General features: G+C 44.5%; 26 protein-coding genes and 1 pseudogene. 7 read left to right on the forward strand and 20 right to left on the reverse strand.

The features are described 5' to 3' along the window. Window positions 1-36: 36 nt before the first annotated feature. The 7 genes and pseudogenes from ACTHRG_RS06165 to ACTHRG_RS06195 all read right to left on the reverse strand — a co-directional run bounded on the left by ACTHRG_RS06165 (window position 37) and on the right by ACTHRG_RS06195 (window position 9,622). Complete coding sequence (locus tag ACTHRG_RS06165; protein ID WP_076257712.1) at window positions 37-1,374, reverse strand: lanthionine synthetase C family protein; 1,338 nt, start codon at window positions 1,372-1,374, stop codon at window positions 37-39. A 29-nt stretch (window positions 1,375-1,403) separates the two neighbouring features. Then, window positions 1,404-2,165, reverse strand: a complete 762-nt coding sequence (locus ACTHRG_RS06170; protein WP_076257713.1) for an ABC transporter permease — start codon at window positions 2,163-2,165, stop codon at window positions 1,404-1,406. A gap of 15 nt (window positions 2,166-2,180) precedes the next feature. Next, a complete protein-coding gene (locus ACTHRG_RS06175) occupies window positions 2,181-2,999 on the reverse strand; it encodes a hypothetical protein (RefSeq protein ID WP_076257714.1) in 819 nt (272 codons plus the stop codon). Between the two features lie 224 nt (window positions 3,000-3,223). After that, window positions 3,224-3,904: pseudogene (locus ACTHRG_RS06180) on the reverse strand (ABC transporter ATP-binding protein); the annotation flags it as partial. 147 nt (window positions 3,905-4,051) lie between these two features. Continuing rightward, window positions 4,052-6,217, reverse strand: a complete 2,166-nt coding sequence (locus tag ACTHRG_RS06185; protein ID WP_076257716.1) for a peptidase domain-containing ABC transporter — start codon at window positions 6,215-6,217, stop codon at window positions 4,052-4,054. Next, window positions 6,214-9,333 carry a type 2 lanthipeptide synthetase LanM family protein gene (locus ACTHRG_RS06190; protein WP_076257717.1) on the reverse strand — a complete coding sequence of 1,040 codons (3,120 nt, stop codon included), beginning with the start codon at window positions 9,331-9,333 and terminating at the stop codon, window positions 6,214-6,216. Before ACTHRG_RS06190 ends, ACTHRG_RS06185 begins: the two co-directional genes overlap by 4 nt. A 76-nt stretch (window positions 9,334-9,409) precedes the next feature. After that, on the reverse strand, window positions 9,410-9,622 hold the full coding sequence (locus ACTHRG_RS06195; RefSeq protein WP_061791363.1) for a class II lanthipeptide, LchA2/BrtA2 family: 213 nt from the start codon (window positions 9,620-9,622) through the stop codon (window positions 9,410-9,412). Between the two features lie 226 nt (window positions 9,623-9,848). Between ACTHRG_RS06195 and ACTHRG_RS06200 the strand changes: the two genes are divergently transcribed. Beyond that, complete coding sequence (locus tag ACTHRG_RS06200) at window positions 9,849-10,013, forward strand: gallidermin family lantibiotic (RefSeq protein ID WP_206698159.1); 165 nt, start codon at window positions 9,849-9,851, stop codon at window positions 10,011-10,013. A 47-nt stretch (window positions 10,014-10,060) separates the two neighbouring features. Here the strand turns inward: ACTHRG_RS06200 and ACTHRG_RS06205 are convergent, their stop codons facing one another. Further along, window positions 10,061-10,435 (reverse strand): hypothetical protein, encoded by a 375-nt coding sequence (locus tag ACTHRG_RS06205; RefSeq protein ID WP_076257718.1) that lies wholly within the window; start codon window positions 10,433-10,435, stop codon window positions 10,061-10,063. Window positions 10,436-10,591: 156 nt separating this feature from the next. On the opposite strand from ACTHRG_RS06205, the gene ACTHRG_RS06210 reads away from it, so the two are divergent. Next, complete coding sequence (locus ACTHRG_RS06210) at window positions 10,592-10,852, forward strand: DUF3949 domain-containing protein (protein WP_076257719.1); 261 nt, start codon at window positions 10,592-10,594, stop codon at window positions 10,850-10,852. A gap of 23 nt (window positions 10,853-10,875) precedes the next feature. Here ACTHRG_RS06210 and ACTHRG_RS06215 read toward each other — a convergent pair whose 3' ends face one another. The 4 genes from ACTHRG_RS06215 to ACTHRG_RS06230 all read right to left on the reverse strand — a co-directional run bounded on the left by ACTHRG_RS06215 (window position 10,876) and on the right by ACTHRG_RS06230 (window position 13,724). Continuing rightward, window positions 10,876-11,130, reverse strand: a complete 255-nt coding sequence (locus ACTHRG_RS06215; protein WP_076257720.1) for a hypothetical protein — start codon at window positions 11,128-11,130, stop codon at window positions 10,876-10,878. Then, the gene (locus ACTHRG_RS06220; RefSeq protein ID WP_076257721.1) at window positions 11,127-11,657 is read right to left on the reverse strand and encodes an RNA polymerase sigma factor; all 531 of its coding nucleotides are present in this window, start codon (window positions 11,655-11,657) and stop codon (window positions 11,127-11,129) included. Before ACTHRG_RS06220 ends, ACTHRG_RS06215 begins: the two co-directional genes overlap by 4 nt. Further along, window positions 11,644-12,021 carry a hypothetical protein gene (locus ACTHRG_RS06225; protein ID WP_076257722.1) on the reverse strand — a complete coding sequence of 126 codons (378 nt, stop codon included), beginning with the start codon at window positions 12,019-12,021 and terminating at the stop codon, window positions 11,644-11,646. Before ACTHRG_RS06225 ends, ACTHRG_RS06220 begins: the two co-directional genes overlap by 14 nt. Before the next feature lie 86 nt (window positions 12,022-12,107). Further along, entirely contained in the window at window positions 12,108-13,724 is a 1,617-nt protein-coding gene (locus ACTHRG_RS06230) for an acyl-CoA dehydrogenase family protein (RefSeq protein WP_076257723.1), read from the reverse strand. Window positions 13,725-13,816: 92 nt separating this feature from the next. Between ACTHRG_RS06230 and ACTHRG_RS06235 the strand changes: the two genes are divergently transcribed. The 3 genes from ACTHRG_RS06235 (at window position 13,817) to ACTHRG_RS06245 (ending at window position 16,701) form a co-directional block, all read left to right on the forward strand. Further along, window positions 13,817-14,206: a MerR family DNA-binding protein gene (locus ACTHRG_RS06235; protein WP_076257724.1), complete on the forward strand. Its 390-nt coding sequence runs from the start codon at window positions 13,817-13,819 to the stop codon at window positions 14,204-14,206. A gap of 28 nt (window positions 14,207-14,234) precedes the next feature. Then, window positions 14,235-15,719: a class I adenylate-forming enzyme family protein gene (locus ACTHRG_RS06240; RefSeq protein ID WP_076257725.1), complete on the forward strand. Its 1,485-nt coding sequence runs from the start codon at window positions 14,235-14,237 to the stop codon at window positions 15,717-15,719. A 103-nt stretch (window positions 15,720-15,822) separates the two neighbouring features. After that, complete coding sequence (locus ACTHRG_RS06245) at window positions 15,823-16,701, forward strand: aminoglycoside 6-adenylyltransferase (protein ID WP_076257726.1); 879 nt, start codon at window positions 15,823-15,825, stop codon at window positions 16,699-16,701. A 27-nt stretch (window positions 16,702-16,728) separates the two neighbouring features. On the opposite strand, the gene ACTHRG_RS06250 is transcribed toward ACTHRG_RS06245, so the two are convergent. Continuing rightward, window positions 16,729-18,036: a uracil/xanthine transporter gene (locus tag ACTHRG_RS06250; protein WP_076257727.1), complete on the reverse strand. Its 1,308-nt coding sequence runs from the start codon at window positions 18,034-18,036 to the stop codon at window positions 16,729-16,731. A 172-nt stretch (window positions 18,037-18,208) separates the two neighbouring features. Continuing rightward, window positions 18,209-18,940, reverse strand: coding sequence for a DUF1836 domain-containing protein (locus tag ACTHRG_RS06255; RefSeq protein ID WP_076257728.1), 732 nt, complete (start codon window positions 18,938-18,940; stop codon window positions 18,209-18,211). A 178-nt stretch (window positions 18,941-19,118) separates the two neighbouring features. On the opposite strand from ACTHRG_RS06255, the gene htpX reads away from it, so the two are divergent. Together htpX and ACTHRG_RS06265 are read left to right on the forward strand one after the other, a co-directional pair. Continuing rightward, on the forward strand, window positions 19,119-20,000 hold the full coding sequence (htpX, locus tag ACTHRG_RS06260) for a protease HtpX (RefSeq protein WP_076257729.1): 882 nt from the start codon (window positions 19,119-19,121) through the stop codon (window positions 19,998-20,000). 283 nt (window positions 20,001-20,283) lie between these two features. Beyond that, complete coding sequence (locus ACTHRG_RS06265; RefSeq protein WP_076257730.1) at window positions 20,284-20,517, forward strand: DUF378 domain-containing protein; 234 nt, start codon at window positions 20,284-20,286, stop codon at window positions 20,515-20,517. A 37-nt stretch (window positions 20,518-20,554) separates the two neighbouring features. Here the strand turns inward: ACTHRG_RS06265 and ACTHRG_RS06270 are convergent, their stop codons facing one another. From ACTHRG_RS06270 to kynU, 6 genes are all read right to left on the reverse strand, one after another. Then, complete coding sequence (locus ACTHRG_RS06270) at window positions 20,555-21,142, reverse strand: class I SAM-dependent methyltransferase (RefSeq protein ID WP_076257731.1); 588 nt, start codon at window positions 21,140-21,142, stop codon at window positions 20,555-20,557. A 67-nt stretch (window positions 21,143-21,209) separates the two neighbouring features. After that, on the reverse strand, window positions 21,210-22,049 hold the full coding sequence (locus tag ACTHRG_RS06275) for an STAS domain-containing protein (protein ID WP_076257807.1): 840 nt from the start codon (window positions 22,047-22,049) through the stop codon (window positions 21,210-21,212). A gap of 198 nt (window positions 22,050-22,247) precedes the next feature. Further along, window positions 22,248-23,591: a sodium-dependent transporter gene (locus ACTHRG_RS06280; RefSeq protein WP_076257732.1), complete on the reverse strand. Its 1,344-nt coding sequence runs from the start codon at window positions 23,589-23,591 to the stop codon at window positions 22,248-22,250. A gap of 247 nt (window positions 23,592-23,838) precedes the next feature. Next, entirely contained in the window at window positions 23,839-24,693 is an 855-nt protein-coding gene (kynA, locus tag ACTHRG_RS06285; RefSeq protein ID WP_175609072.1) for a tryptophan 2,3-dioxygenase, read from the reverse strand. 72 nt (window positions 24,694-24,765) lie between these two features. Continuing rightward, the gene (kynB, locus tag ACTHRG_RS06290) at window positions 24,766-25,395 is read right to left on the reverse strand and encodes an arylformamidase (RefSeq protein ID WP_076257733.1); all 630 of its coding nucleotides are present in this window, start codon (window positions 25,393-25,395) and stop codon (window positions 24,766-24,768) included. After that, window positions 25,392-26,660 (reverse strand): kynureninase, encoded by a 1,269-nt coding sequence (gene kynU, locus ACTHRG_RS06295; RefSeq protein ID WP_076257734.1) that lies wholly within the window; start codon window positions 26,658-26,660, stop codon window positions 25,392-25,394. The genes kynB and kynU overlap by 4 nt, the downstream gene beginning before the upstream one ends. Window positions 26,661-26,752 lie beyond the last annotated feature (92 nt).

The following is a 26,752-nucleotide window of genomic DNA, read 5'->3' on the forward strand; positions in this document are numbered from 1 at the left end:
TCTAACACATTGTTTTTGTAAATTTTAACATTTCTCTCAAAATAATAAGAAAGGGCTATCCCATTTCAAGTCAGCTCCATGAATCATTTCCAGCATAGACAGACAAATTCCGGCGCTTCCTTCCAAAAGCCCTGGTTTATGCAGCATTTTATTTTCCGCATCAGTATATCCAAATGGGGCCTCCGGATTATAGCTGTCTATTAGCTTATTTGCATAGTCTTTCAGTTTCTCTTTATATATGGAAAAATGCTCTTCTTCTTTTCTCACCATTTTATGCAGGATATGCATGTTACCTGAAACGCCATGACAAAAACTGAGTCCGTTCACGCTCGTATCTTTTAATTCCTTAGCGATAAGTGAAGTATACGCCTCCAACGCCTCTCTTATTAAGCTTTTTTCATTCAGCGCTTTTCCAGCAAGATATAACGAATAGGCAATTCCAGGCAGTCCGTAGCACCAGGCATCCGGATGGTCTTCATTGTAATTCGGCTTCCCAAATACTTCATGTTCAAATGAGATAATATCCGGCCAGGAAATGCTTTCTCCCTTCACTCTTTTCTTGTTTACTAACCATTGGGAGATCTCCCATATCGCTTCCTTTTGCCCCTTTACTTCGTACCCGTCAAGGCTGGACCGGGCCAAACCTGCAAGCGTACCCGCAATGCCATGGGACATTCCACTATTAAAGCATCCATTGGGATACATCGTTTGATAGTCCTGATTGAATTGATAGTGTCCCGGAATATACCAGCCTGGAACCACTTCTCCATCAATACTTATTTTATCTGCCAGACGGACTTGATTTTTCATTACTTCCTTATACAGACACTGGGCCGTTTCATTCTCAGGCAGCTCCCGCAAATATACTGCCAAACCTGAAAGCCCTGACATGGGATCATACCAAAAAGGGGAAACGCCTTTAGCTTCGCTGAAAGTTTCGGACCCTTCCCTTAAAAATTGTTCGATTCTTTTAAAAGCTAAACTGTTTAATTGCTGCAGGAATCCCGAGTAGCGCGTCCCTCCTCTGGAAGCATGCAAAACAGCGTAAGCGATTCCCGTTAATCCGCTATATAGAGATACATCATCAAGGCTTTTCCCATTCATTTCTTCATGCAAAGCCATTAAATAGTCATGTATAACCTCATCCCAGCCTTCCTCAGGATAAAGCATGTCCAGCTTCGAATAAAAAAGAATAAGGCCTGGATATCCCTGAGATAAAGAACAGCTATCCCAAGGGCTCCTCCCCTCTGAATTTCGGTTGGAGGCTGCACAAGCGGCGGCTTTAACCTGTGCAGGATCTTTTAATTTGTATGCAATGTCATGGACGATCTGCTTCATATTCATGACAGTGGATGAACCTTCCAGTTTGACCATAATTCCTCCTCCTAACACTCTTTCTGCTTCTATTTGACCCAATCTCTGCGATTCCACCGCAATAGTGTAAAAGAATAGGTGGGAACGATAACAAGCAAAAGAAACCATAAATACGAGAGGTCTGCCTCTAGCAGGAACACAAACAATTCCTGGCTGCCAAACAGCAGAATATCAAATAAATCACTGAGATACACAGAAATGAAGAGTAAGAACAAGTAAGTGATAACAGTAATGATCGTATTCGGCAGTGTGACACTTAATAAACTGGCTACACCTATCAGGGCAACAAAAATAATGAATACACCAAGATAATATTTCACCTGATATATATAGGCTTCCGCCACTCCCATTACAGGTGCATTTTCATAATAAAAACTAACCGAATCCGCCTTCGGATAAAATAAGTATCCCGCAGCCGTGCCCACTGCAAAGGTGATTGCCATCATGACAGCCACCAGCATAATCAGCAGAAACCATTTTGCTAATAAAATGTCTTTTAATGAGAGAGGTCTGATCGCCACCAGGCGAAGGCCTCCCGACTGGTACTCGCCATTAATGCTGTCGATGCACAGTACAGGCAGTATGATGAGGACCATCAAATAATAGATTTTCTTCAGCAGAAAAATAGAGTAATTCAGTGAGTTGAGCGGTGCACTTTCTTCCATTGTAAAAAACAGGTTTTCTGCCAGCAAAGACTGAACAAGAATATAAATCATGAAAATGGAAAAGAACAAGATGTTTTTTTTTCGACTGAACATTCTTTGCCATTCACTGGTAAGCAATGGATTCATTTTGTCTCCCTCCTTCTAATGTAAGGAATCTCTTCTGGAGAATATGATTAGTGAAACTGCAGTCCCCACAAGTATATAAGCCATCATAACAGCCAATATCCATCCCTTTAAAAACACTTGATCTGTAAGCATCTGAACAATTCCGCTAAACTGAATCTCAATTAAAGAAAAGTAGACGTACTGTGAATAGCCAATGGACTCTCCAAACATTCCAAGCAGTACTGGAAAAAGCATGGAAGCCAGCAAAAAACCGGCTGTTATCGCAAATGCCGTTGTGGATGATCTGCTTATGACCCCCACCAGAACCGCAACACTGGCCACCGCTGCAAGCGACAGATAGGAAAGCAGATAATAAGCCGCACTATAGCCTAAAGAGTCAAAGGGGGAAACAGGCTCTGGCTGAAAAAATAAGTAGACTTCTTCTGCACTTTCGAAAAAAAGCCATCCCGCAGCTGCCGAACAGATAAAATAGGCAGCCACGAGCAAAAAGAGATAAAGCAAAACGGAAAAATACTTCGCCCAAAAAACGCTTGAAAAACGAAAGCTTCTTTGCAGGACCATTCGAAGCTCGCCGGTTCTGTATTCATGCGTGAAGCTCATGATAATGATCAGAACAGCCACGATATTGAAATAGAGCATAAAGACTTCCGCAATACTCATAACAGGGAAATTGGACCAGAACGAGTACTGCGGGTCCGTCTTCTCGAGTACTTCATTGTTTTCTCTTGATTGAAGGGCCGTAACGAGCACTAGGAAGGGAATGAGGATAAAAAAAAGAATGGAACTTTTTTTGCTCCAGAGACGTTCCCATTCACAAAGGAATATAGATCTCATTGCGCCATCAGCTCAATAAAGATTTCTTCCAGGTTTCTTTCAGATTTCTCAATGCCCGTTATCCCAATGTTTTCTTCAGCTAGTATTCTTCGGAGATACTGAAGCTCATCTTCTGTACATATAGCCTGAAGTGTCCTGGAATCAAGCCTTTTGATCTGAAGTTTTCCCTTTAACAGGGATAAGGCTTTATCAGGCTGTGCACAGCTGATTTCCCACCTGGCTTTTCCAATGAGATCATCAAGTCTTCCTGTCCATTTAAGCTCACCTTCATGAATCATGACGATTTTATTGCAGATATGCTGAAGTTCATCAAGCAAATGACTGGATATTAAAAATGTCAGGCCTTTTTCATTTCTTAATCGCAATATCAGTTCTCTCAGGAATTTCATCCCCATCGGATCGAGCCCATTGGCCGGCTCATCCAGAATAATCACTTCAGGGTCGCCCAATAGCGCCTGGGCAATCCCCAGCCGCTGCTTCATACCGAGGGAATAAGAGGAAACTTTATCATTGCCTCTATCTTTTAATCCGACCAGCTCGAGCAATTCCTCCACTTTCCTGTTATGTTCTGACCTGGGGATATGGGGATGCAGCTTAATCAAGTTTCTTAAATTCCCCCTCCCGGACATATGTCCGAAAAAGATCGGCGTTTCAACGATGGCACCCACCCGGCTTAATGCCTGCTTCCGATTCTTTGATACAGAGTTCCCAAGCACCAGCACATCTCCCGCAGATGGCTTTACAAGCCCCATCATTACCCGGATCAGTGTCGTCTTTCCCGCGCCATTCGGTCCAAGGAACCCGCAAATATCCCCCTGCTCTATATCAAAAGTAACCTCATGAAGCAATTTTCTTGTTTTTATCTTTTTGGAAACACTTCGCACTTCCAATACCTTCGGTTCCATGTCAGCACCTCACTCAGCTTCTCCTCCTCAGGAAAAAGCGGACTATTTGTAAAAATAGTATCATGATCTATTTAAGAATCTTTTTCTTAATTCTTACATTTTTCTTAAGCCTAAAAAAATACCCCTCAATCGTGCCAGGGGTACCTCTTACACTGCCTTCACGGCAGGCTCTTGGCCATACATCTCTTTATACAGTCCATCCGCTGCCAGCAGTTCCTCATGTCTGCCCGCCTGGACAATTCTGCCCTTCTCGAGAACAATGATCACATCCGCATCCTTTATGGTATTCAGCCTGTGTGCAATAATGATCTGGGTGCAGGCAATACTTCGGACCTGGTCATGGATATGGCGCTCATTCTGATTATCAACGGCACTAGTTGCTTCATCCAGCAAAAGAATCTGCGGCTCCTTGAGGAGTGCCCTCGCAATTGCGATCCGCTGGCGCTGGCCGCCGGAAATATCTGCGCCTCCTTCTGCAACAGGAGTAAAATAATGCATTGGCATTGCCATGATTTCATTATGGATTCCAGACCTTTTACAAGCTTTGACGATCTCTTCTTCCGTAGCATCTTCATGATAAAGCGACACATTTTCAAGAATCGTTTTATTAAATATCGGTGTCTCCTGGGACACAACTCCAATCTGCTTTCGTAAAGACGGCAAATCCAGCTCCCGGATTGATATGCCATCAAAGCATATGGTTCCTGCGTTCGGCTGGTGCAGTCCAATCATAAGCCGTGCCAGCGTGCTTTTTCCTGATCCGGATGGTCCTACAATCGCAACTTTTTGACCTGGCTGAATGCTCACACTGATACTCTGAAGACTTGGCTCGCTGAATTCGGAATATTTAAAGGTGACATCTTTTAATTCAATACTGCCCGATAGCTTATCCAGCTTTTTTAATTGTTTAGACTGATCCTGTTCCGGCCTGGCATGCAGAATATCCCCAGCCCTCATTAAATAAGCCTTAAGCATTATCAGCTGGCTCACAGATCTCACCAAATTCTCGACTAATAAAAACAGGCTTCCGGCCATTGTAAAAATGGCTACCAGCGTCCCAAGTGATAATCGGCCGTTCAGCATCTCCATTACACCTATCCATAAAATGATAAATGGCGCTATTGTCTGTATGCCTGCATTCATACTGTCAAGCCAGTTCATGGCAGCATCTCTGGATTTAACCTTTCGGAGATACTCGACAAACAAAGAATTCCAATTTCTGTATATCCTTTCTTCCGTTCCGGTGGTTTTGATGGCCGCAATATGGTAAATCATTTCACTCATGGCTCCCTGCACCGCCGTCTGTGCCATTACTGTTTCTTTAGACAGATGTTTTAATTTGGGGTTAAAAATCAAAACGGTCGCTGCCGAGAGCAAAATTAATAAAAGAACGGATATCCCCATTGTCATTGAAAAATAAGCGGCAAAGGAAAACATCGCAACAATTAATAAGGAATCAAAAATGCTAGTGATCACATTGGCAGAAAGGATTTCCCGAATGTGAACATTGCTGTTGGCCCTGAAGATAAGGTCTCCAAAAGTCCTAAGCTGAAAAAACTTATAAGGCAAGGAGAGAAAGTGCTGGATAAACCTGCTCATCATCTGCAAATCCAGCGTGTTTTTCAGCCTGATCAAAACCTTTGTCCTTAAATAAGAGAAACAGGTTTGAAACAGGATCAGAAAAAACGTCGCCGCCCCCAGCAGAGAAAACAGATGAACATTTTTTTCATCCAGTGCATCAATAATAAATTTTGTCAGGATGGGCAAGCCCAGAGTGAAAATCTGAAGAAACCCTGACATGAATAAGACAGACAGAATCAGTTTCCTATTTTTTTTCAGCAAGTAAGCATATTGGCTCCAGACTTTAGTGCTGCTGTCCTTTTTCACAGCCCATAATTTGTCCTGCGGCTCGCAAAGCAAAGCATAGCCGCTAAATCCTTTTTCCATTTCAGTTACTGACAGCCTGATTTTCCCTTTAGCAGGATCGACGATAAAATACGTTCCATTTTTGATTTTTTCCAGGATTACATAATGGTTTTGTTCCCAATGAAGGATGGCAGGGAGCGAAACCGATTCGAGCCCGTCTATCGATACCTTAACGGCGCTGCATGTAAATCCGGCCGATTCCGCTGTTGAGGCTAAGTTGTACATGGAGATGCCGTCTCTTCCTACGGATAGCCTTTCCTGCAATTCGTAAAAGGAGACTGAACTTCTGTAATACTTAGCCAGCATCTTCAGGCAGCAGATCCCACATTCCGACCGTTCCATTTGTTCCATAAACGGGACAGTGCGCATCGTTTTTTTCCTTGTCATTTATGGATCACCTCAAGATGTCCAAGCTGCAGGGAGAGCAGTGAAGGAACAGAATCCGGATCATGCAGCCTCAATAATTGGTAGCCTATTCCGGAGAGTCCTGTCATAAATCCGGGTATATGTCCGGCCCAGATTAATGAATCAGCAGATTTCCTTTTCTGTTCTAGAACGGAAGCTGCCATATTCTCTGCTATTTCCCGAAGGTCTTGTCTGTTTTCTTTTTCTGCAGCCAGCAGCAGCAGTTCGATATTCCCCATATCTCCATGACAGAGATTGATTCCTCTGCCAAAACCGTCCTTCAGTGTTTTATTAATCGCTCTTTGAATATCTCTTTCAAAAAGGGGATTCCCCTGCCCCTTCATCATTAATCGGCTGATGCCAATTCCCGCTGCTCCGTTACACCAAAAAACAGGAATATCATTGGGCCCTTCCCTGTGGTCACTCCAATTTTCGTCTTCAGTGCTATACCAGCTATTTTCGTACTGAACCGCTTGCAGGGATGCTTCCTGAAAGTCTGGTCTCCCCGCTTTGTCAGCTAATACTTGTAGCGCCCACGCAATGCCGGCTCCTCCGTGAGACAGTCCGTTTAATGGCCGGTCAAATCCCGGAATAACCCACCCTATCCCTTCAGGATATTCGGTTTTATGCTTCATTAGATGATTTCCGCATTTTATCGCTGTTTGAAGCGCATGCATTGACTTTGTCAGATCATAAAAATTCAGCAGGGCAAAAATGACACCAGCACTGCCAGACATGATATCGTAGCGCCTGTCATAATCAATCTGTTTTTCAATATGGCCTATTACCTCACAGGCAAGTTCCTCGAAATTATCAAGGTTCCATAGTTTTTGAAAGTGACAGAGAGAAAGGAGAATGGATCCCCATCCGGTAAATACCGAGATACCATCATCGTTTGCAGGATGCTTAATCCTGTCCTTAACCATCTGAAACGCTCTCTTGGCCGCATCTGTATATTTCTCATTCTTTGCTGAACGTCCCAGATAACCTAAAAACAAGCTGATACCAAGAATTCCATCGTATAGACCGTAATGTAACGGAGACAGCCGGGCATCTGCCCCATGCTCTTTGCTTATCCCAATCCAGGTTGCATCTTTCTGTCCTTCTCCGTAAATAGCCCGCTTGCATAATAGATTTCCTATTTCAATGGCCTCTTCTTTAAACCTTTCTTTGCTGACCTGTCCCTTTTCCAGAAGAACCGGATCAATAGGAGTATCTTCTGCTTTATCCTTTTCCAGAGTAGCCAGTGACATTTCTATGTATTCCAGCTGAGTATTCAAATCTTTCAAAGAGAGTTTTCTTATATTTTGGTCAACTAAGTTCCTGCCTGCAGTCTGGTAGAAATTTTTTATTTCTTCTTGTTGACTGGTCCATATACTTGTTGAACTTGGCTTTGCCGTAAAGTAAGGTATATCCCCGGCTAAAAGATCCTGCAGCTCATAAGGTATGACAAGATTGAACATTTGGTTCACTTCCCCTGTATTCCAAAGCGGCATAAATAACCATTCCCGATCAAGGCCATTTTGCAGATAATCAGGATGAAAGCTGGTTTCCAGAAACGTATGATAGATTTGGGTTGACCTGAGCACAACACGTACTTCTGCATGGTTAAATGCTTGAAGCGGTCCATTTGCCGAAAGCAATACATCTTTATGTTCCAGCATTATGGTATAGAGATCGTTAAATCCTTGCTGCAATGAATCCTTATAATCTCCTAAACTCGGTTTTTTTGTTTTTAAGCGGGGGACATTTTTGCCAGAGGAAGTTTGCCCTTTTCCTTTTACCAGCTTCATTTGATCTGTATAAATATCTTTGATCATAAATACATTGTGTGTAACTTCCTGCCCGCCTCTGCCGCCTATCCCGCTTACATCCACACCATCCTGGACTTTATCGGCAGAAAATTGAACAGGAAGCATCATTGTTTTCAATACTGAACTGGATAAATTCTTAATTGCCTCGTGTACAGCGGTTTTTCTGGCAGGTATCGTTACTTCATTCTGAAATAATACTTCCAGGTCAACCAGCATTGGGTGTTCGCCATTTGCAATGATATTTTCATAATGAAAGTCCCCGGCATTAAGTATGTATAGAAGCCCAATTAACGCTCCCTGTCTGTAATAAAACCGCTCCAATTCTTCAATCGATTCACAATCTTTATAATCAATGAATTCCATCCATCCATAATTCTTTCTGGAAATTACGCTTAAGGTTTTCAGCGGGTGCTTCAGCCCTTTCTGATTTATCCAGGACAAAAGGTTTTGAAAGGATTCATCAACTGCAATAGACCTTGGTTTATAAACCGCCTGTTTACCATTTTGAAACTGAATGATATGTACTGCTTCCCCGTTCTTATGTGTATCTCCCATGCCAAATTCAATTGTTTTGATTACACTGCCTTGTGAGAAAATGGTTAATCCTTGATAGTCATCAATGAATCTCCTAATCATTTGATTAAAGGTTTTAATAAGCATAAGCGTTCTTTCAGTCATAACCCTTGCTAAAACAGGATAATGACTGAAAAGCTTTTTTATGTCTTCATTATTGGTTAAAGAATTCTCAACAAAATATTGATATCTTTCTTTTTTCGTTTCTCCCTGCAATTGCTCAAGGTATGATGAAATATTCAATTCTAAAATTAAGGTTTTTAAAGCAATAAATGATAAATGTTCATGGAGGTATCGGCTGAAGGAGGCAATTACGCCTTTTACATCAAGATAGTTATCCTCATTCCTATTGTTTATGTAATGTAGTGTTTTCGTCTGAGCCCAACTTATAAAAGGCCTTACAAAAGGGCTGAATACCTTGCTTATATCACTGTCTATGTCATATGCGATTGAATATTCAGCCTCATTGGCAAGTATACTCTCATAATAATTGCACCATTCTTCATTGCATTTGGCGGATTCTTCTTTTTTCATTATGAGAGCGGCAAATTCGTCTTTAGTTAAATTTAAAGTGTTCAAGCATAGCTCGAATTGTTCTGGATAAACGATTCCAGATTTTGTTTTCCATTTTGACAATAGTGTGTGGTCCGTATTCTGTTCGCTGCTGCTTATTTGTCTTTCAGTAAAATATTGGGCCTTTCCATTGTGCATCCTAAAACCCCCTTAATGAATGTTAATAAAAATGTCAGGCAAAAAATTGCCTGACATCCGATTTACAGCATTTGAATCAATCTCCAGGATAGCATCTCACTACTGATGGACAATTTCTAATTGTGATTAGGATCGTGCGGCAAACCCAAGCAGTTTGAGGCTGTACATCCGCTCCGCCAGAAATGTTCTTAAGTTCTTCAGCATCTACCTGAGACACCGGGTGCTCAAAATCAACTTCATTACGAAATTCAGGATTCCTTAAAGCTCTAACAACTAATTCTTTTGACATTCTAACTCCTCCTAAATAATGGTCATTGTCTTAAGACAACTTCATACTACCATCTAAATCTCTTAAGAAATCATAAATATTCTTAAGATTAAAATAATGTTAATTTAAGGATTAGATAGAAAATATTTACTATTATGTTAGTAGAGTGATAAATGCAGTCGAATTCTTTGCGAGCACAACCCATCACTACTAATACTTTTTTGGAGGGATTTTTGTGAAAGAGAATATGTTTGATCTGGATGTACAAGTATTAAAGGCGGCTAGCGGAGAACAGCCTGATATTAAGAGCAAGCTTTTCTGTACTCCTGGATGTGTAGACCAGACAACGAAAACAAGCTGCTGCTTAAAATGTAAAACATCTCTTTGCAATAGCAATATGTCTTGCTGGTAAGCAGAAAAAAGGGCTAATGAGGATCACCTCATTAGCCTTTTTTATACTCAAGCTTCGATTTTTTTAACCAGTATGGCTGCAGTCACTTTCTCTGATAAGCATCCTTCCAGATCCTTTTCCTTGATAATCTGCAGGTCCAATGCTGATTTTATTTTACGTTCATCAGGTTTTTTCTGGATTAATTCCGGTAAATTCAATTCCTCTAATCGTTTTACGGTTTCTTCGGTGTCAAACTTCTCCGTCCTTCTAATCTGCCTCTGCAATTTGTAGCTGTCAATCTTGACTTCTCCTTTTTCATTCTGTCCCACTGCTGTATCAAAATACTGATGAAAAAGGTTTTTCAATTTATCCAATTCTGCTTCCAGGTCCTTTTTCCTGCGGTTCAGCTCATCAAAACGGACCAGCATCTCTTTTGTAATCATGGTTGCATCGCCTCTTTTCTTGGATGATACTTCATCTTATTTTGGAAGCGGCGGATTTATGCCTAAAAACAGGAACACTTGTTCTTGTTTGGTCCTTGAATGCGAATAGTCACCATTTGGTGTAAAATGGAATTAATCAAGCTGGGGGGGGATAAGATGCTTTTAACTATTTTTGGAGTGGTTCTCGGGCTATATGTTTTGCTTTCTCTCATCATCCTGCCCATGCAATATCGTTTTTTGGTTAACCTTAAAGAAATGGAGGCCCAAAATAAAGCGAAGGGGAAAACACAGGGAGAAATGTATGACAGCATGAGAGTGGATGAACTGGTTCTCCATGAGAACATGCAGGGAAACCCGATCTTTTTTCTGGCCAATTTGCTGGCATCGGTTATCTATCGGATGAGGCACCCGAAGTAAAAAAGGACCTTTCTGGGTCCTTTTTACATTACCAAAAATAGCAATATTGGGAGGGTTGTGAAAGCAGCTGCCAAAATAGGAAAATATACTGTGATCGCTGCTGATTTTACCATGGTGTCCATTTCGGGCAAAGGAATATCAGCAGGTGCAAACATCCAGTTTGCGATGCGGTCTTGGGTGGATTTATGGATAGGGAAATCAGGAACATCCACTTTATATTCATCCAGCTTTTCCATAAGCACCTTTTCATTTTTCCAAAGCTCATTATGTTTTTTCAAGCTTCTTCCACTCCCAGATCTTTTTTTAGTTTCCGTAATGCTCGGAATAATCTCGATTTGACTGTTCCAGCCGGAATTCCCATAATGCAGGCAATTTCTTTTTGAGGTAAATCATGATAATACGTTAAGACGATTACGGCGCGCAAATCCTCCGGCAGCTTTTGAACAGCTTCCTGTATGGTTAATTTGTCTTCCTGAGAAATCGAAGGCGGAGGATGCTTTTGTACCAGAAAGGGAAAAAAAGCTTCGAAGCGTCTTTCCCTTTTCAGTTTTGTCATCACCGTATTGTAGGCAATCTGGTATAAATATGTGTTGAATTTTCCCTTTGCAGGATCATATTGATGCTTTTTTCGCTGAAGCTTTTCAAATGTATCCTGAACTACATCAATACTAAGCTGCTGATTCGCAGTTAATCGGTAAATAAAACGATACAATGGCTGCTTGTAGTATTGATAGATCTCTTCCAGCGCAGTGATGTCTCCCGACTGAAACCGGATAACCTCTTCTTCCGGATTATTCAAACTCATCCGACCACCGTTTCTGAATTCCTTTGTAGACATAGGCAAGCTTTGTAATCAGCCAAATAAAGGTGATCAGCCCAAAAACAAAAGATTGATGGATAAAAAATTGAATAAATGGGCTTTGAATCGTATCTCCTCGCAAAAGAAATACCAGTAGCCCTGTAATGCACAAAAAGGTGTAAACGGCGGAAATCACCATGATTGTATCCCAGCGGGTCCAATAAAAATAAATATCCGTTTTCTTAAAATCTATTTTTCCCCACTTGTCACGAACAACTTTCTTATTCAATGTCGCAATAATCATAGCAAACGTCATTCCGACCACTATTGAAAAGATGCCGCTAATAATCCATCCGATAACAGAAGTCATATGATTCCCTCCTCAGGCTGTTTACTTTTTATACTGTCCGGGAGGGAAAAAGGTTCACTGGATAGCGGAATTTTTTAAAATTTCTTTTAACACTCCAATTCCTCAAGTGCAATCGTCTGGTACCCTTTAAAAAAGGAATCGCAGAACATATCCCACTCTTCAGCCGCTTCCATGGAAGCTTCGCTCACTTCCCCGCACACCGGGCGCTGCAGGAGATCTGTCAGCTGCTCCGCAAATCGATCAATTGTTTTCTGAGGTGCACCTGCAAGCACATTTGACACGAATTCAGCCGGCGGGTACCAGTCTGCCACTCTCTGAATATCCCGGTAAATTTGCGTCAGCAGCAGATTGCGCGGGCCTTCCCACTGCTCATTGACGACGACATCCCGGAAGATGCGCGGCAATGACGAGAATTCCTCCATGACGCCATGGCCGGCAAAGACGGAGATGGCATCACGCAGTACCTCTGCTCCTTCGTTCGTTGCACAGATTTTCTGCAGCAGCACAAGCTCCCTTAGGTTAAACAGCTGTTTTCTCAGTTCGATCGGCTGATCAACCGGAATCCCGGCATTCAGCGGCTGGTCAAGGCGCAAGAATAGATCATAGATTTTAAAAGCGCCTGCAGCTGTACGGTGGGCGGCGTTTTCAATTTTTTTCAGCGTTCTCGCTGATAGCGGGTAATCTTTTACCTTTTTGCCAAAAACAATCCGGAAATCACCATAAAGATTGGCTTCCCGGGCTGCACGGAGCATAAAGGCGGCACAGGCGATGCCGATTTCAAGGCGGGATAGTGTCAGAACGATGCCGACTGCAACGGCCACCCCTTTTCCTGCCGGGCCAACCGGGTAAGCAAGAGCCCCATTATACTGAAATTCCCCTGTAGGCAGCTCGGCCGTGCCCATTTTCCACTTGATCCGGTTGATTTCATAGCTATTGCGCTTTTCCTTCTCCTTCTCACCAGGCAGCCAGGAGGGCACAATGAACGTGGACACTTTATCAGTGCCGGAAATCTTCGCAGTGACCACGGAATAGTCAGCATGTGCAACCGAGCAGAAAAATTTATTGCCATAAATGCGGTAGTTTTTACCATCTGGGACCGCCTCAAGCACATTGGCAGGCAAATCGGATCCTCCCTGGATCTCCGTCATGAACTGCGCACCGATGGCAAAATCCCCGTCCAGTCCCTCTTTCGTATGCTGTAAAATTTGCTCCAGCTCAGGAATATCTTCATTCGGATATTGTTCAAGGAGTGCAATTAATCCAATCGTGCATGTCAGCGGACAGGCTACACCCGCTTCCCCCAGCTGGTGAATCAGCATCCGCTTCGCGAAACTTTCCCAGGACGGCATGCGGCTTGAAAAAAGCCCCTCCCCAAACACTTCTTTTTCCAGCTGATGCGTTTCCAATGGTCGGACGACACGGTCAATGCGGTGATTGAAGGCATCAAAATGAAGCATATACGGACGGGATTCAGGCCTTGCTGCACTTTCTGCAAGCGTGTTCCATTTGGACGAAACAGCCGGCGAAAAATCCTGCAGTTTATTATGTATCTGTTCATATTGCGAGCCTGCATATTTTTTTAAGGCCATTTTCAAAAAGGGATCATGCTTATACCAATCCTGGTTGGCACGCCGATCTAAAAACTCATCAAATGTGTATGAATTCCTGCCTTTTATCTGCTGGTCCCGGGAAGTTATCGTCATGGAAAAATCACTCCTTTTTTGATTGACAAATACTAATTTTCAGAATTATTATAAAACTAAGCTAACGTTAACGTCAACTAGGAGGATACATAATGGCAGAAGAAAAGGTTTTTACCATCAGCGAGCTTGCGGCGATGTTTGACATCAGCTCCAGGACGATCCGCTATTACGAAGAAATTGGCATGCTGACTTCGGAAAACCGCGACAGCCTGACCAAGCAGCGCACCTATACGAACCGGGAACGACGGCGCCTGAAGATGATCCTGCGGGGAAAAAAACTCGGCTTCAGTCTTCAGGAAATCAGAGAAATGATTGATCTGTATGAATCGAACCCGGAAGGCGAAGCGGAGAAAAGCAGGATTATTGCATTTGCTGACAGCAAGCTGAGAGAAATCGAAGAGCAGATTATGCAGCTGCAAATGCTGCGGGAAGACATTTTGACGTACAAAGAAAAGTATGAAAACAGCCGGGTGAAGACATAAATTCATTTTTAATAAGGGGCTGAGTATAGTGGGAGCAACGATTCATGGAGTATTGGAAAGAAACGCAAGGAAGTTTCCTGAAAAAGATGCTTTTATAACGGCATCGAACCGACTGACATATGGAGACATGAACCGCCTATGCAACAGGCTGGCACGATATCTTCAGAATGAAGGAGTCCGGCGGGGCGATCGGGTTGCGGTAATGTCCCGCAATACGGAGCACTTCTTTTATGCTTTTTTTGCCTGCATGAAGATTGGCGCGATTCCGATGCCGGTGAATATCCGCCTGACACCGAAAGAATTGTCTGCTATTTTTCAAAGTGCGAATGCTGCAGGAATTCTGTATGAGTTTGAGCTTGCTGAAACGGCTGCGGCGTTAAAAGAGAATGTAAATTTCTATTTTTCGATTCAGGATGCAGTGGAGGCTTCTTCTCATTTTTCTGCCGGCAATCTTGATGTGCCGATTGATTCGCGGGACATCTGTGAGATTCTTTTTACATCCGGAACAACCGGGATGCCAAAGGGAGTTGTATTCAGCCATGAACGCATTCTGGCGATCGCCGCCGCGGTTTCGGTTAATTTCAGCTTGTCGCATAATGATTCCATGCTCACCCTGATGCCGCTCTCCCACTCTGCTCCTTTAAATACCTTTTTCATGAGCGGGCTTTATTGCGGAGCATCTCATGTGATCGGCGACTTTACTCCAAAGGGCTTCCTGAACTGGATTCAGCAGGAAAAGACGACCTTCTCATTTGCGGCACCTGTCGCCTATTTGCTTGCGGCCAAGGATCCGGATTTAGCTTCCTATGATTTGTCCAGCATGCGTGTCTTTGCCTATGGCGGCGGCCCGCTGGCTCTTGCCTCCTATCACCATGTGAAAAAGGCGTTCCGAAACGAAAACTTCTATCAGGTATACGGACTGACGGAAGCGGGACCTAATGGCATTCTCTTATACCCGGAAGAGCATCTGGAGAAGGCCGGAAGCATCGGCAAAAATCCGACGGTGAACATGGAGATCCGGGTCGTCCGGCCGGATGGCACCGATACGGCTCCAAATGAATACGGCGAGATTCTTCTGACTGGCGACAGCCTCATGCTTGGTTATGACAATAATCCGGATGAAACGAACGCTGTGCTGAAAGGCGGCTGGCTCTATACCGGCGACATTGCCTATCGGGATGAGGATGGCTACTTTTACATCGTGGACCGTAAAAAGGATGTCATTATATCAGGAGGCGTGAACATTTATCCGCGTGAAATTGAAGAAGTCCTCGCGAAGCATGACGCGGTTTTGGAATCCTGTGTCGTCGGTGTGCCTCATGAAGAATGGGGTGAGACCGTTAAAGCGGTCGTTGTGCTGAAGGGCCAGGTGTCTGAGGAAGAATTGCGGGCGTTTGCAGCCGAATATCTCGCAGAATTTAAGTGCCCGAGGATCTATTCCTTTGTGGATAAACTGCCGCGGAATGCGAGCGGGAAGATTTTGAAGCAGCAGGTGAAATTGGTGCATGCTTAATTGCGGCGAAAATCAGGTGCTTAGGATAGCACCTGATTTTTTAGAGTCACCAGCAGGAATCCGCCCCTAAAAAGGTAACTTAACCAAACAATCAGGAGGCCCCATGAAGTCAAGAACCGAAACCGAGATGATGAATCTGATTTTAACAGCTGCCAAGGGTGATGAGCGCGTCCGCGCGGTAATTTTGAATGGATCCCGTGCGAATCCTAATGTAAAGAAAGATATCTTTCAGGATTATGATATTGTGTACATCGTGAGGGAAATGGAGTCCTTCACCTGTGATCATAGCTGGGTGGATGTGTTTGGCGAGCGGGTGATGATGCAGTTGCCGGAGGAGAAGGTGCTGCCGCCTGCCGATGGGCATGGCCGCTTCCCCTATCTGATGCAGTTTGTGGACGGGAACAGGATCGATCTGACGCTGATTCCGGCTGAAAGGATGGATGAGCTGCTGGAGCCTGACAGCCTGAGTGTGCTGCTTCTTGATAAGGATGGGCTGATTGGGCCCCTGCCGCCAGCCAGTGATCGGGATTATCACATTAAGAAGCCGGATGCGAAGGAGTTTGCTGATCTGTGCAATGAGTTTTGGTGGATTACGATGAATATCAGCAAAGGGCTTTGGCGCAGGGAGCTGACTTACGCAATGTTTATGCATGAGCAGATCAACCGCAATGTGCTGATAACCATGCTGGAATGGAAGGCCGGCATCGCAGCCGATTTTACAAAGAGCGCAGGCAAAGCCGGCAAGTATCTGCCCGATTATCTTTCTGCCGGGGAATGGGAACAGTTTCAGGCTACATACTCAGACGCCGAATTTGAACACATCTGGGATGCCCTTTTTACCATGTGCTCCCTTTTCAGAAATACAGCTGTTGAGGTCGCGGAGAAACTTGGCTTTGAGTACCCCTTTGAAGATGATAAGCGTGTGGCCGGATTCATAAAGCATGTCCGCAGTCTGCCTGCAGACGCCCAATCCATCTATTAAAAAAATCCCCTGGGCTCAGGGGATTTTCTAGTTGTTCTTTAATTCCAGCTGTTCAAACGCAGACCAGTTCACCATTTTTTCCAACAGAATGGAGATCAGAACGCCCATCAGCAGCCCGTTTGAGATGAATGGCTGAATCAGTACAGGAAATTCCGCGAACACGGCAGACGGTGTATTCATCAGACTGATGCCGATCAGGACGGGTGCGGCTAAACGGAAGATGGTGTCTGAGTTGAACACTTTTCCGCTTAAGCTGTTGAAAGCAGTCCCGAACAGCTGCAGATACGCGACAAACAGCACGGCGTTCCCGACTGTTACCGGCATGCCCGCGAGCCATGAGCCCAAGTGCGGGACCAGGCCAATTACAGTTAATAGCGCTCCCCCAATGAAGAAGGGTGTTCTCATCAATACGCGCGTACTCTGCAGGAACCCGATCGATGAGGTGAATGGTGTATAAGGTACAAGACCAAAACCGCTTCCAATCACGGTGAAGACCGAGGTGATAAAAATCGACCCGCGGTACTCGCGTTTCCCGGATTCCTTTTTAAACAGGCGGTCCCCGGAACTGATCGAAGCGACTGTGTTGCTCAGGTTCATCAGACACGCAAAGAAGGCTACTGCCACAATTCCGATTTCCAGGTTAGGCTGTCCCAGCGGAAAGAGTGTAAAGCTCACACCTCCGGATGCCGTTCCCTGTACTGCTTCGCCGGGAAACAGGAGATCATAGCCAATCCAGCCTGCCAGCAATCCTATTAAAATAGAAAAATTACTGATGAGGGCGTTCCCTTTTAATTTTAATAAACTCACAAAAATGACGAGGGCGAAGGAATAAAGCGTAATCGGCACATCAATGGTGCCCTGCTCGCCGACCTTCATCATGCCTTTAAAAAAGATGAAAATCAGCTGGAAGGTTAATAGAAACAAATAAACGGACATCACCATCGGACTGAAGATTGACTTCAGCAGTGAAATGCCGTTGAATGCTGCGAGAATCAGCGTGACACCCGAAGCGAGCATCACCCCTGTCGCAATTCCGCCTCCGATTTCTGTAAAACTCATGCCAAGGGAAGATGCGGATAGGCCAAGGTTCAGGATGACACCCCACAGCAAGCCGGAATGGCCTTCCATGAGAGGATAGCGATGCCCTTTCCAGCCTTGAAAAATGGTCGCCAGCCCCGTAAAAATAAGCGAGGCTCTCAGCATCATCGCAATTGTTTCACCCGGAAGACCGAAGACGGTTCCTACTGAAATCGGGACCATCACGGTATTTGCAAAAATGAAAAATAGCCATTGAACAGAAGAAAATATCGTCACGGTACCAAACCGTTTATCCAAGTTGCCAACACTTCTTTCTATTATTTCGTTTCTCTAAAAATAAACTAGCTATTATTATAGTATAAATTCCTATAAATTTCTTTGAGTTTGTCTTGAGAAAAAGTGGAAATTGGGAGAAAGCGGCAGCGAATAGGAAAAGCCCGCAAATCCATTGCGGGCTTTCTTTCCGGACTTACCCATTTAAAAACAAGGTAGCCGTTACATATTTCTTGGTCAGCGACTTGTAGTAGGCCGATAATACGGTGAGGGAGGCCGTTACAAGAATATTCGAGACGATGTCTTTCTGCTGCTCCGTAAAATCCTGAAAGCTCTCCAATGTCTGCAAAGCTTCCTGCTTGATACATCTCTCAATGCCATCATGCATGTTTTCGCCTAATATATTATGATGATGGGCTTGTTCAAAAATAGCCGCGTAAGCAGAATAAAATGGGATCGGCTCAATCAAATCGTCTGACCGGTCATCGAGATCATTAAAAAGGAGAGCCAGAATCTTTCGGATAGAATCGAAATCGAGCGTCGCTTTCAGATCCTCCACGATAAAAAGCATGGCAGCCTGGTCGACTGAATATTTTTTGCCGAGCTGCGGACTGCCAATCAGGTTCTTCACATCCCGCTTCACCCAATTCTGCACCGCCGTAGAAGATAAATGGGTAAATTCAATCTGGTTTCCCAGTGCGACAATTTCATTGATGGAAAAACCGATGTTCTGCAAGTCTGCCCGCAGCAATTTTTCAAATATCGCCGGCATTTTCGTATCGAGAAAAGCTTCCGTTGAAACTCCTCTTTTTTCATGAGCGGCTGCCCATGCCTGCTGAAGGATTTGTTTGGGCGAAAGCTCCCCTTCTCCCTTCAGCGACAGCAGGAAATCAGCCATGCTTTTCCTTGATAGCTGGAATAATTCCAAGGTAATCAGCCCCTGCGTTCTCTATTCAATGCTTTCATCCTAATCGTTTCCATGGTGACAGTCAATGTCTATTTCCGTTTCGCCCTGGTTATGGCTTGCCATTTTCATAGAAAAATTATATTATATAGTCAGATGAAAAGTTCATATGAACTCAAAATAGATAAAAAAGGGTGAGGAAATGGGTAAACGTATTTTTTACTTTTTATTGACGAACGTGCTTGTTCTTTTGACAATCAGCATAATTTTCTCGCTGATTGGCGGAGGTAATTACATTAATGCCCAGGGCGGCATTGATTTCGGGGCATTGCTGGTATTCAGTGCGGTCATTGGCTTCTCCGGCTCCTTCATTTCTTTGTGGATGTCCCGCTGGATGGCTAAGAAAATGATGAATGTCCAGGTGCTGGATCCGAACGGTGCCCTTTCAGGAGCTGAACGGGACATCGTGGAGAAAGTTCACCGCCTTTCAAGAGCGGCAGGCTTAACACATATGCCGGAAGTCGGAATTTATCACTCTCCTGAAGTGAACGCTTTTGCGACAGGTCCTTCGAAAAAACGCTCGCTTGTGGCAGTTTCAACTGGATTGCTGCAGGAAATGGACGACGATGCCATTGAAGGGGTCATCGCCCATGAGGTGGCACATATTGCGAACGGAGACATGGTCACCATGACCCTTCTTCAGGGGGTTGTCAACACATTCGTTGTCTTCCTTGCTCGAATCGCAGCCTGGGTGGCATCCCGTTTTGTCAGAGAAGAAATGGCGCCAATTGTGCATTTCATCGCAGTAATCGTGTTCCAGATCGCCTTTTCTATCCTTGGAAGTCTTGTCGTCTTCGCCTACTCCCGCCACCGTGAGTTCCATGCGGATCGGGGCGGTGCTGACCTGGCCGGCAAAGACAAAATGACACATGCCCTGCAGAAGCTGAAAGCCTACTCCAGCCGCATCAAGGGTGAAGAGCAGACGGCGATTTCCACTTTGAAAATTAATAACAGAAGCAAAGCTTCCTTGTTTTCGACCCATCCTGATTTGGATGAGCGAATTAGACGATTGAGTGCGAAGTAATTAAAAAGCGCCTTAAACAGATTTTCCATAGCGCAAAAAAACAAAGCTATCCTATTGCGGGATAGCTTTTCCTTATTTTTGTGAATGTTTTCCTCAAACTGGAGGGCTGTATCCCGCTGAGTCTTTTCCTCATTTAGGTCTCCAACTCTCTAAAAGTTGTTTGCCCCCCCAATAAAAGGGTAACTCCCTAATATATAGCAGAAAAAGCATCGGAGTAAGGCTGTGACGGTTTGTACCGATGCTGGCACGCTGTATGATTACTCACTTTGAGGAGGACAAGAACATGAACGGTTTCCAGCGTATTGCACTTGTACTAACGATTATAGGAGCCATTAATTGGGGATTAATTGGATTTTTCCAATTTGATTTAGTTGCCAGCTTATTCGGAGGACAGGATGCAGTGTTATCAAGAATAGTCTATGGATTAGTGGGAATCGCCGGTTTGATCAATCTCGGTCTCCTCTTTAAACCAAATCGTGAATATGAAACAGAACCAGAATCAAGGCCTGTGCGATAAAATCAAAATCCTCCAGCCTTTAGGCAAGGGGGATTTTTCAATCAAACGTTTGATTGAAACGATAGACCAAAAAACGCTCGTTTTCATCACCCATAAGTACCACCTCTTTGATCAGCTCAAATGGGGTGCTGTTTTCCAGATAAAATAGATAATCTTCTGAAGGGTAGTAAAGAATAATATCCATTTCACGCGGGTTCTCTTCTGCTGAGCGGAGAATGTTGTTGACAACTTTCATAAAGATCTGCACCGAAAATGGATTGAAAAAGTAAAAATGAGTGTCCTGCGGAGTGATTTCATACTTCTGAGCCAGGATGCAATGAAAGCTGATTCCTGCTTTTTCCCCTTTGTAAGTCCGGAGATTTTTCATTGCCTCACGGTAAAAGTCTTCACTCATTTCCACACCTGCAGCGGAAGCCCGAAAGGTATGGTATATGTAAAACGGAAGCCGGCCCTTGCCGCAGCCGAAGTCCACGAGACGGTCACTGCTTTTCAGCGTGTATTCACTGAACAGTTTTTCCAGCCCCTCATAAGGTGTAGGTTCATAGCGGTGATAGTGTAAGGAATGATGGAACCCTTTTTGGTCGCCGTGTGTATGGATATTCAGCCGTTCATCAAAATCTTTCATAGCGGGCTCCTTTTAAAAAATGCCTGCTGCCATCCAATGAGGACAGCAACAGGCAGTTAGATATGTACTATTTTTTAGGTTCAATCACTAAGTATTCCCGTAAGGTCTGCTGTAAAGTTCCCTTTGTTTCCGCCTGCTTTTGGAATGAAACTCCAGCATGAATCATTTTGCGGACAAGCTCTGCCCGCAGACCGGTAATGACGGCATCACAGCCCATCATTCGTATTCCGCTCAAAATCTTTTTGAAGTGGACAATGACATCAACTTCCATGTCGGCAATTCCGGAAAGGTCCATGATTAAGGTTTGGATTTTAATGGATGAGATATCCATGAGAACTTTTTCTTCAATCGTCTGAATCCGGTATGAATCAATCATGCCAATCAGCGGCAGTACAGCGACAGATGTGCTGACCGGAATAATCGGCACGGACAAATGCTCCACCAGTTTGCGCTGCGATTTAAGCATTTCATCTTTATAATCAGAGTAGCTGATAAAGAAGTTATTTAAAAATTGGTCCACATGATCATTGACTTCTTTTTCCATAACATAGAAATCTTCAGCCACTTTGTCCTGCCCTTTAATCCTGTCATACTGGAACAGGAAGTGCCACAAAGTCCGGCGGATCGCCTGCACCCATTCCAGTTTAAAAGAGAGCGTCAGGGAATGCTCAGCCCAGGCCACGCCTTCCTGCCTGGCAAAAGCAATCAGCTCATCTTCTCTATTTTCAGCAACATATAAAGCCAATCTTTCGGCATTTTTTAAGAGATCAATATTCCCTCTTTGCAGAATTTCATTGATCTTAGAGGCTACATTCACAGCCTCTGACAATAATTTGTGCTGAAAGTTTTCACGATTCGCAACAATAAATCCTGCAATATCGCTTGTTTCTTTGTAGGTTGCTTCCATTTTAAACATACGCCCCCTTGTCTTATATATTATACAATTCGTTTAAATCGAATAAAATCCTTCTATTGAATTTGATAGTGAAGATCACATTATTATTTATGGCAGAGTCCTAAATGTTAATACCCTTTTTATTTTACCCATAAACCATAAATTTAAATTTTTCATAAAAAAGTAAAAAAGCGCCGGATAGGCGCTTCTTTAAATAACTCCTAATGTGCTCAAGAACACAACCAAAATCGTAACAGGAACAACTACTTTCATCAGGATGCTCCACGCGGTGTACATGGCTGGCGAAATGTCGCTGCCAAGCAGAAACTCTTCTTTGACAAGCCCTTTGTCCATTCTAAAAGAAATAAACAAGGCAATCAGCAGGCAGCCCAGCGGAAGCAGGATGTTGCTGACCAGGTAGTCGGTTGAATCAAAAATATTTTTCCCGAAAATCGTGAAGTCTCCAAGCAGGCTGAATGAAAGCGCAGCAGGGATACCGGCGGCAAACATGACTATGCCGGAGATCCAGGAGATTTTTTTCCGTGAATGCTTTCCGTTCTCGATGAAGGCGGAGACGATGATTTCCAGCATGCTGAACGATGATGTCAGCGTTGCAAATAAGAAAAGCAGCAGGAAGATCGCCAGGAACACTTCTCCTAATGGGATCTGTGAAAAGACAGCAGGCAGGACCATGAACAGCAGACCCGGGCCTTCCGCCGGTTCAAATCCGAATGCAAAGACAACCGGGAAAATCGCCAATCCAGCCAGGACCGAGATGATGATGTTCATAATGACAACAGATCCAGCTGATGATGGAATGCTGACTTTCTTATCCAGGTATGAGCTATACGTGACCATACAAGAAAAGCCGACTGCTAATGCAAAGAATGATTGTCCCAATGCATAGAGTGCCGATTCGCCTGTGATTTTACTGAAGTCCGGGTTCAGGAAGAACTTGACCCCTTCCATTGCTCCATCCAGCGTCAAAGCGCGTATGACAAGCACGATAAAAAAGATGAATAATAGCGGCATCATGTATTTACTTGCAGCTTCAATCCCGTTTTGAATTCCGAATGTAATGACGACAATATTAATAAGAAGAAACACAGCCAGCCCCATTAGTGTCCAGCTTGGCGTCGAAGTGATCATGCCAAATAGTTCCGGATAGGCTGCACCCGGCTTGATGATTTGGCCGCCGATCGACAGAACTGTGTAAATCAGTACCCAGCCCCCAACAACTGAGTAAAAGCTCAGCAGCAGGAAGCAGCCGATCACCCCAAGCTTCCCGGTAATCGTCCACTTGCTGTTTGGCGCCAGTTTATAATAGGCAGACACCGCTTCCTTCTGTGCGCCCCGCCCGATAATAAATTCTGAAATGAGCATCGGCAGCCCCACCAGAATTGTAAATGCGATAAACATCAGCAAAAAGGCGCCCCCGCCGCTTGTACCGGCTACATATGGGAACTTCCAGATGGCCCCCAGGCCAATCGCCGCACCGGCCGAGGACATGATAAAGCCGAATTTAGATGACCATTGCTCTCGATTTGTACTCATAGTTTCCCCCCTGTTTAGTTTCTATTTATATAGGTGGTTCGGACTCTGACTGCGGTTTTTTCGTTGGTCGTGTCTGAACTTGGACCAGGTTCTGACTCTGACCGCGGTTTTCTCGCTGGTTGTGTCCGAAGTTAAACCAAGTTCTGACTCTACCAACGGTTTTTTCGCTGGCTGTGTCTGAAGTTGTACCAGGTTCTGACTCTATCAACCGTTTTTTCGCTGGTTGTGTACGAAGTTACCCGTGAGATTACAGCTCTGTACGGATATCCCAAAGTTCAGGGAAGAAGCGCTGGTCCAGGACTTTTTTCAGATAGCCGACACCGGATGAACCGCCTGTGCCCATTTTGAAGCCGATGATTCGTTCGACCGTTTTCATATGGCGGAAGCGCCACTGCTGGAGCCAGTCTTCGATATCCACAAGTTTTTCCGCAAGCTCGTATAACTCCCAGTACTTTTCAGGATTTTTATACACAGTCATCCAGGCGTCGCGGACAGAATCATTTTCTTTGTAGGTTCTGGTTACATCTCTGTTCAGAATGTCTTCATCAATTGGCAATCCGGCTTTATGAAGCGCGCGGATCGCTACATCGTAGAGGCCCGGTCTTTCAAATGCTTCTGTTAATCTCGCATGCAGCTCGGGATCTTTTTGATAGATTTTCAAGACATGCTCGGTTTTGTAGCCTAACGCAAATTCTACCATACGATACTGGTAGGATTGAAAGCCAGATGCCTGGCCAAGGGAATCGCGGAACTCCATATATTCGGACGGCGTCATGGTAGACAGTACATCCCATGCCTGAATAATCTGCGACTGCGTCTTTGAAACGCGCGACAATCTTTTCTGTGCTGTGGATAAATCATTGTTTTCAATTGAATGGATGGCTGCGCCCATTTCGTGAAGAATCAGCTTCATCCACAGCTCGCTCACCTGGTGGATGACGATGAACAGCATCTCATCATGATGGCCCGAAAGCCTGTTTTGCGCGGATAGAATTTTATCAAGCTGAAGGTATTCACCGTATGTCATGTTATTGGTAAAGTCTGTATGGATGCTCTTTTCAGAGGTTGTTGCGTTTACGTCCTGATGTTTTTCGTTGATCATGTTGGTTCCTCCTTGAAATTAGTTATTTGATTAGCCAGTTCCGGGACAAATTGATACCTGTTATGCTGTCGGCTAAATCGGGCGAATAACCGCCCGCACCGGGCTGCCGTCTCCGTCTTTGATCGGGAGCGGCAAGGCAATTAGTTCATAATTTCCTTCTTCTACCTCATCCAGCATGATGTTTTCCAGTATATGAATGCCATTCCGATATAAGGCATGATGCGTTTCCATCTCTTTGCTGTCGAGCTGATCGACAGATGGCACATCCACTCCGAGCAGGCGCACCCCTTTGCTGCCAAGGTGGTCTGCCAAATCCTCCGTCAATTCAGGAATCCGATTCGGAAACACTTCCGAATCATTCGGAACCGAGGTCCTAAGCAGCACACGTTCTGCGCCTTCGAGATCAAACTTTTTCAGAACCTCCGAGTCCACCTTTTCATACCCAGATACATCGATCACCCTCGCTGGTCCGACATACAGCTCAATGTCCAGATCCAGGATTTTTTCGCCTTCATCATTAAAATGGAACGGCGCATCGACATGGGTGCCCGTATGCAGGCTGGTCGTAATCCGGCCGATATTGACAGAGCCAGTTTGTTCTTTTGTAAAAGCTGTTTCATAGCTGAAAGGGGTATCACCCGGCCAATGGGCAATGCCGTTTGTGAGCGGCTGAGATATATCGATCCACCCTTTTTTCGTCATGCTACAACTCCCCGCTTATTTTCGAATTGCTTATATTTTTCCTCTTCCATGATGCCTTTTAGAATTTGCACGGTTTTCCACACATCTTCAAACGTGTTGTATAGCGCAACCGGCGCCAGTCGGATTCCATTCGGCGCCCGGAAATCCGGGATGACTCCCTCTGCCTTCAGCGCCTTGCAGATCCTTGCTGCTTCCGGGTGCTCCAGATAAATATGGCCGCCCCGCTTCTTTTCATCAAGCGGATTGCGCAGGACAAGGCCATGTCCTTCAAGCTCTTGCTGAATCAGTTCGATCATATAGCCTGTCAGCTGAAGAGATTTTTCACGGATTCGTTCCATGCCTACTTCATTAAACATGCTTAGTGAGCCAATAATCGGCGCCATGCTGAAAATATTCGGCGTACCGATCTGGTAGGCGCCTGCATCCTCAGCCGCAGTCAGCACATGTTCCATATCAAACTGCTTATCCTTGCGGGAGCTGAACCAGCCTGCCAGTCCCGGAACCTGTCCAAAGTGGCGCTTGTTCACAAACAGCCCGCCAGTTGAACCAGGACCGCCATTCAGATGCTTATAGTTGCACCAGAACGCGAAATCGACATCCCAATCACTCAGGGAATGGGGGACAGATCCAACCGAGTGGCATAGATCAAAGCCAATTTCAATCCCGCGCTTATGAGCCTCAGCAGTCAAATACTCCATATCCAGCACCTGGCCACTTCGATATAAAACACCCGGCAGGACAATCAGCGCGATTTCATCCGTCATGGCCGCGACAATGTCTTCTTCTCTCAATGTATGTCCATCCGCACTTTTCACCCGGACAAGATGCTCATCAGGATCATAGCCCTTCAGCTTCACCTGGCTTTGCAGCGCATAAATATCACTTGGAAAATTAAGCTCGTCTGCCAGTATCTTTGTTCTTTTTCCTTCCGGCTTGTAAAAAGTGGAGACTAGCTGGTGAAGGTTAACGGTTGTGGAACCGCTTACAACTACTTCCTCCGGATTTGCCCCTACGATTGGCGCAAGCTCTTTACCCAGTTTTTCAGATAGATAAAACCAGGGATTATCCCCTTCTGTCCACCCGTCAATGGCATGGTTCTTCCAGGAATCCAGCAGGTCAAGGAGTGATTTCTCCGCACGTTTTGAAAGCAGGCCAAGTGAATTGCCATCCAGATAAATTCCATCTTCTTTTATATAAAACTCTTCCCGGCAGGACAGGTCATTTTGTTCATCAAGTCTGACTGCATACTCTTTTGTTATATCCATAGATTTCCAACCTTTCAGAATATTTATTATTTACGAAAATTATATTGTTTGATTGACACTATGTCAATGATATAATGTCAGTAATATTAGAA

This window comes from Cytobacillus sp. SAFR-174 (assembly GCF_051964675.1).
In the GTDB taxonomy this organism is placed as follows: Bacteria; Bacillota; Bacilli; order Bacillales; family Cytobacillaceae; genus Cytobacillus.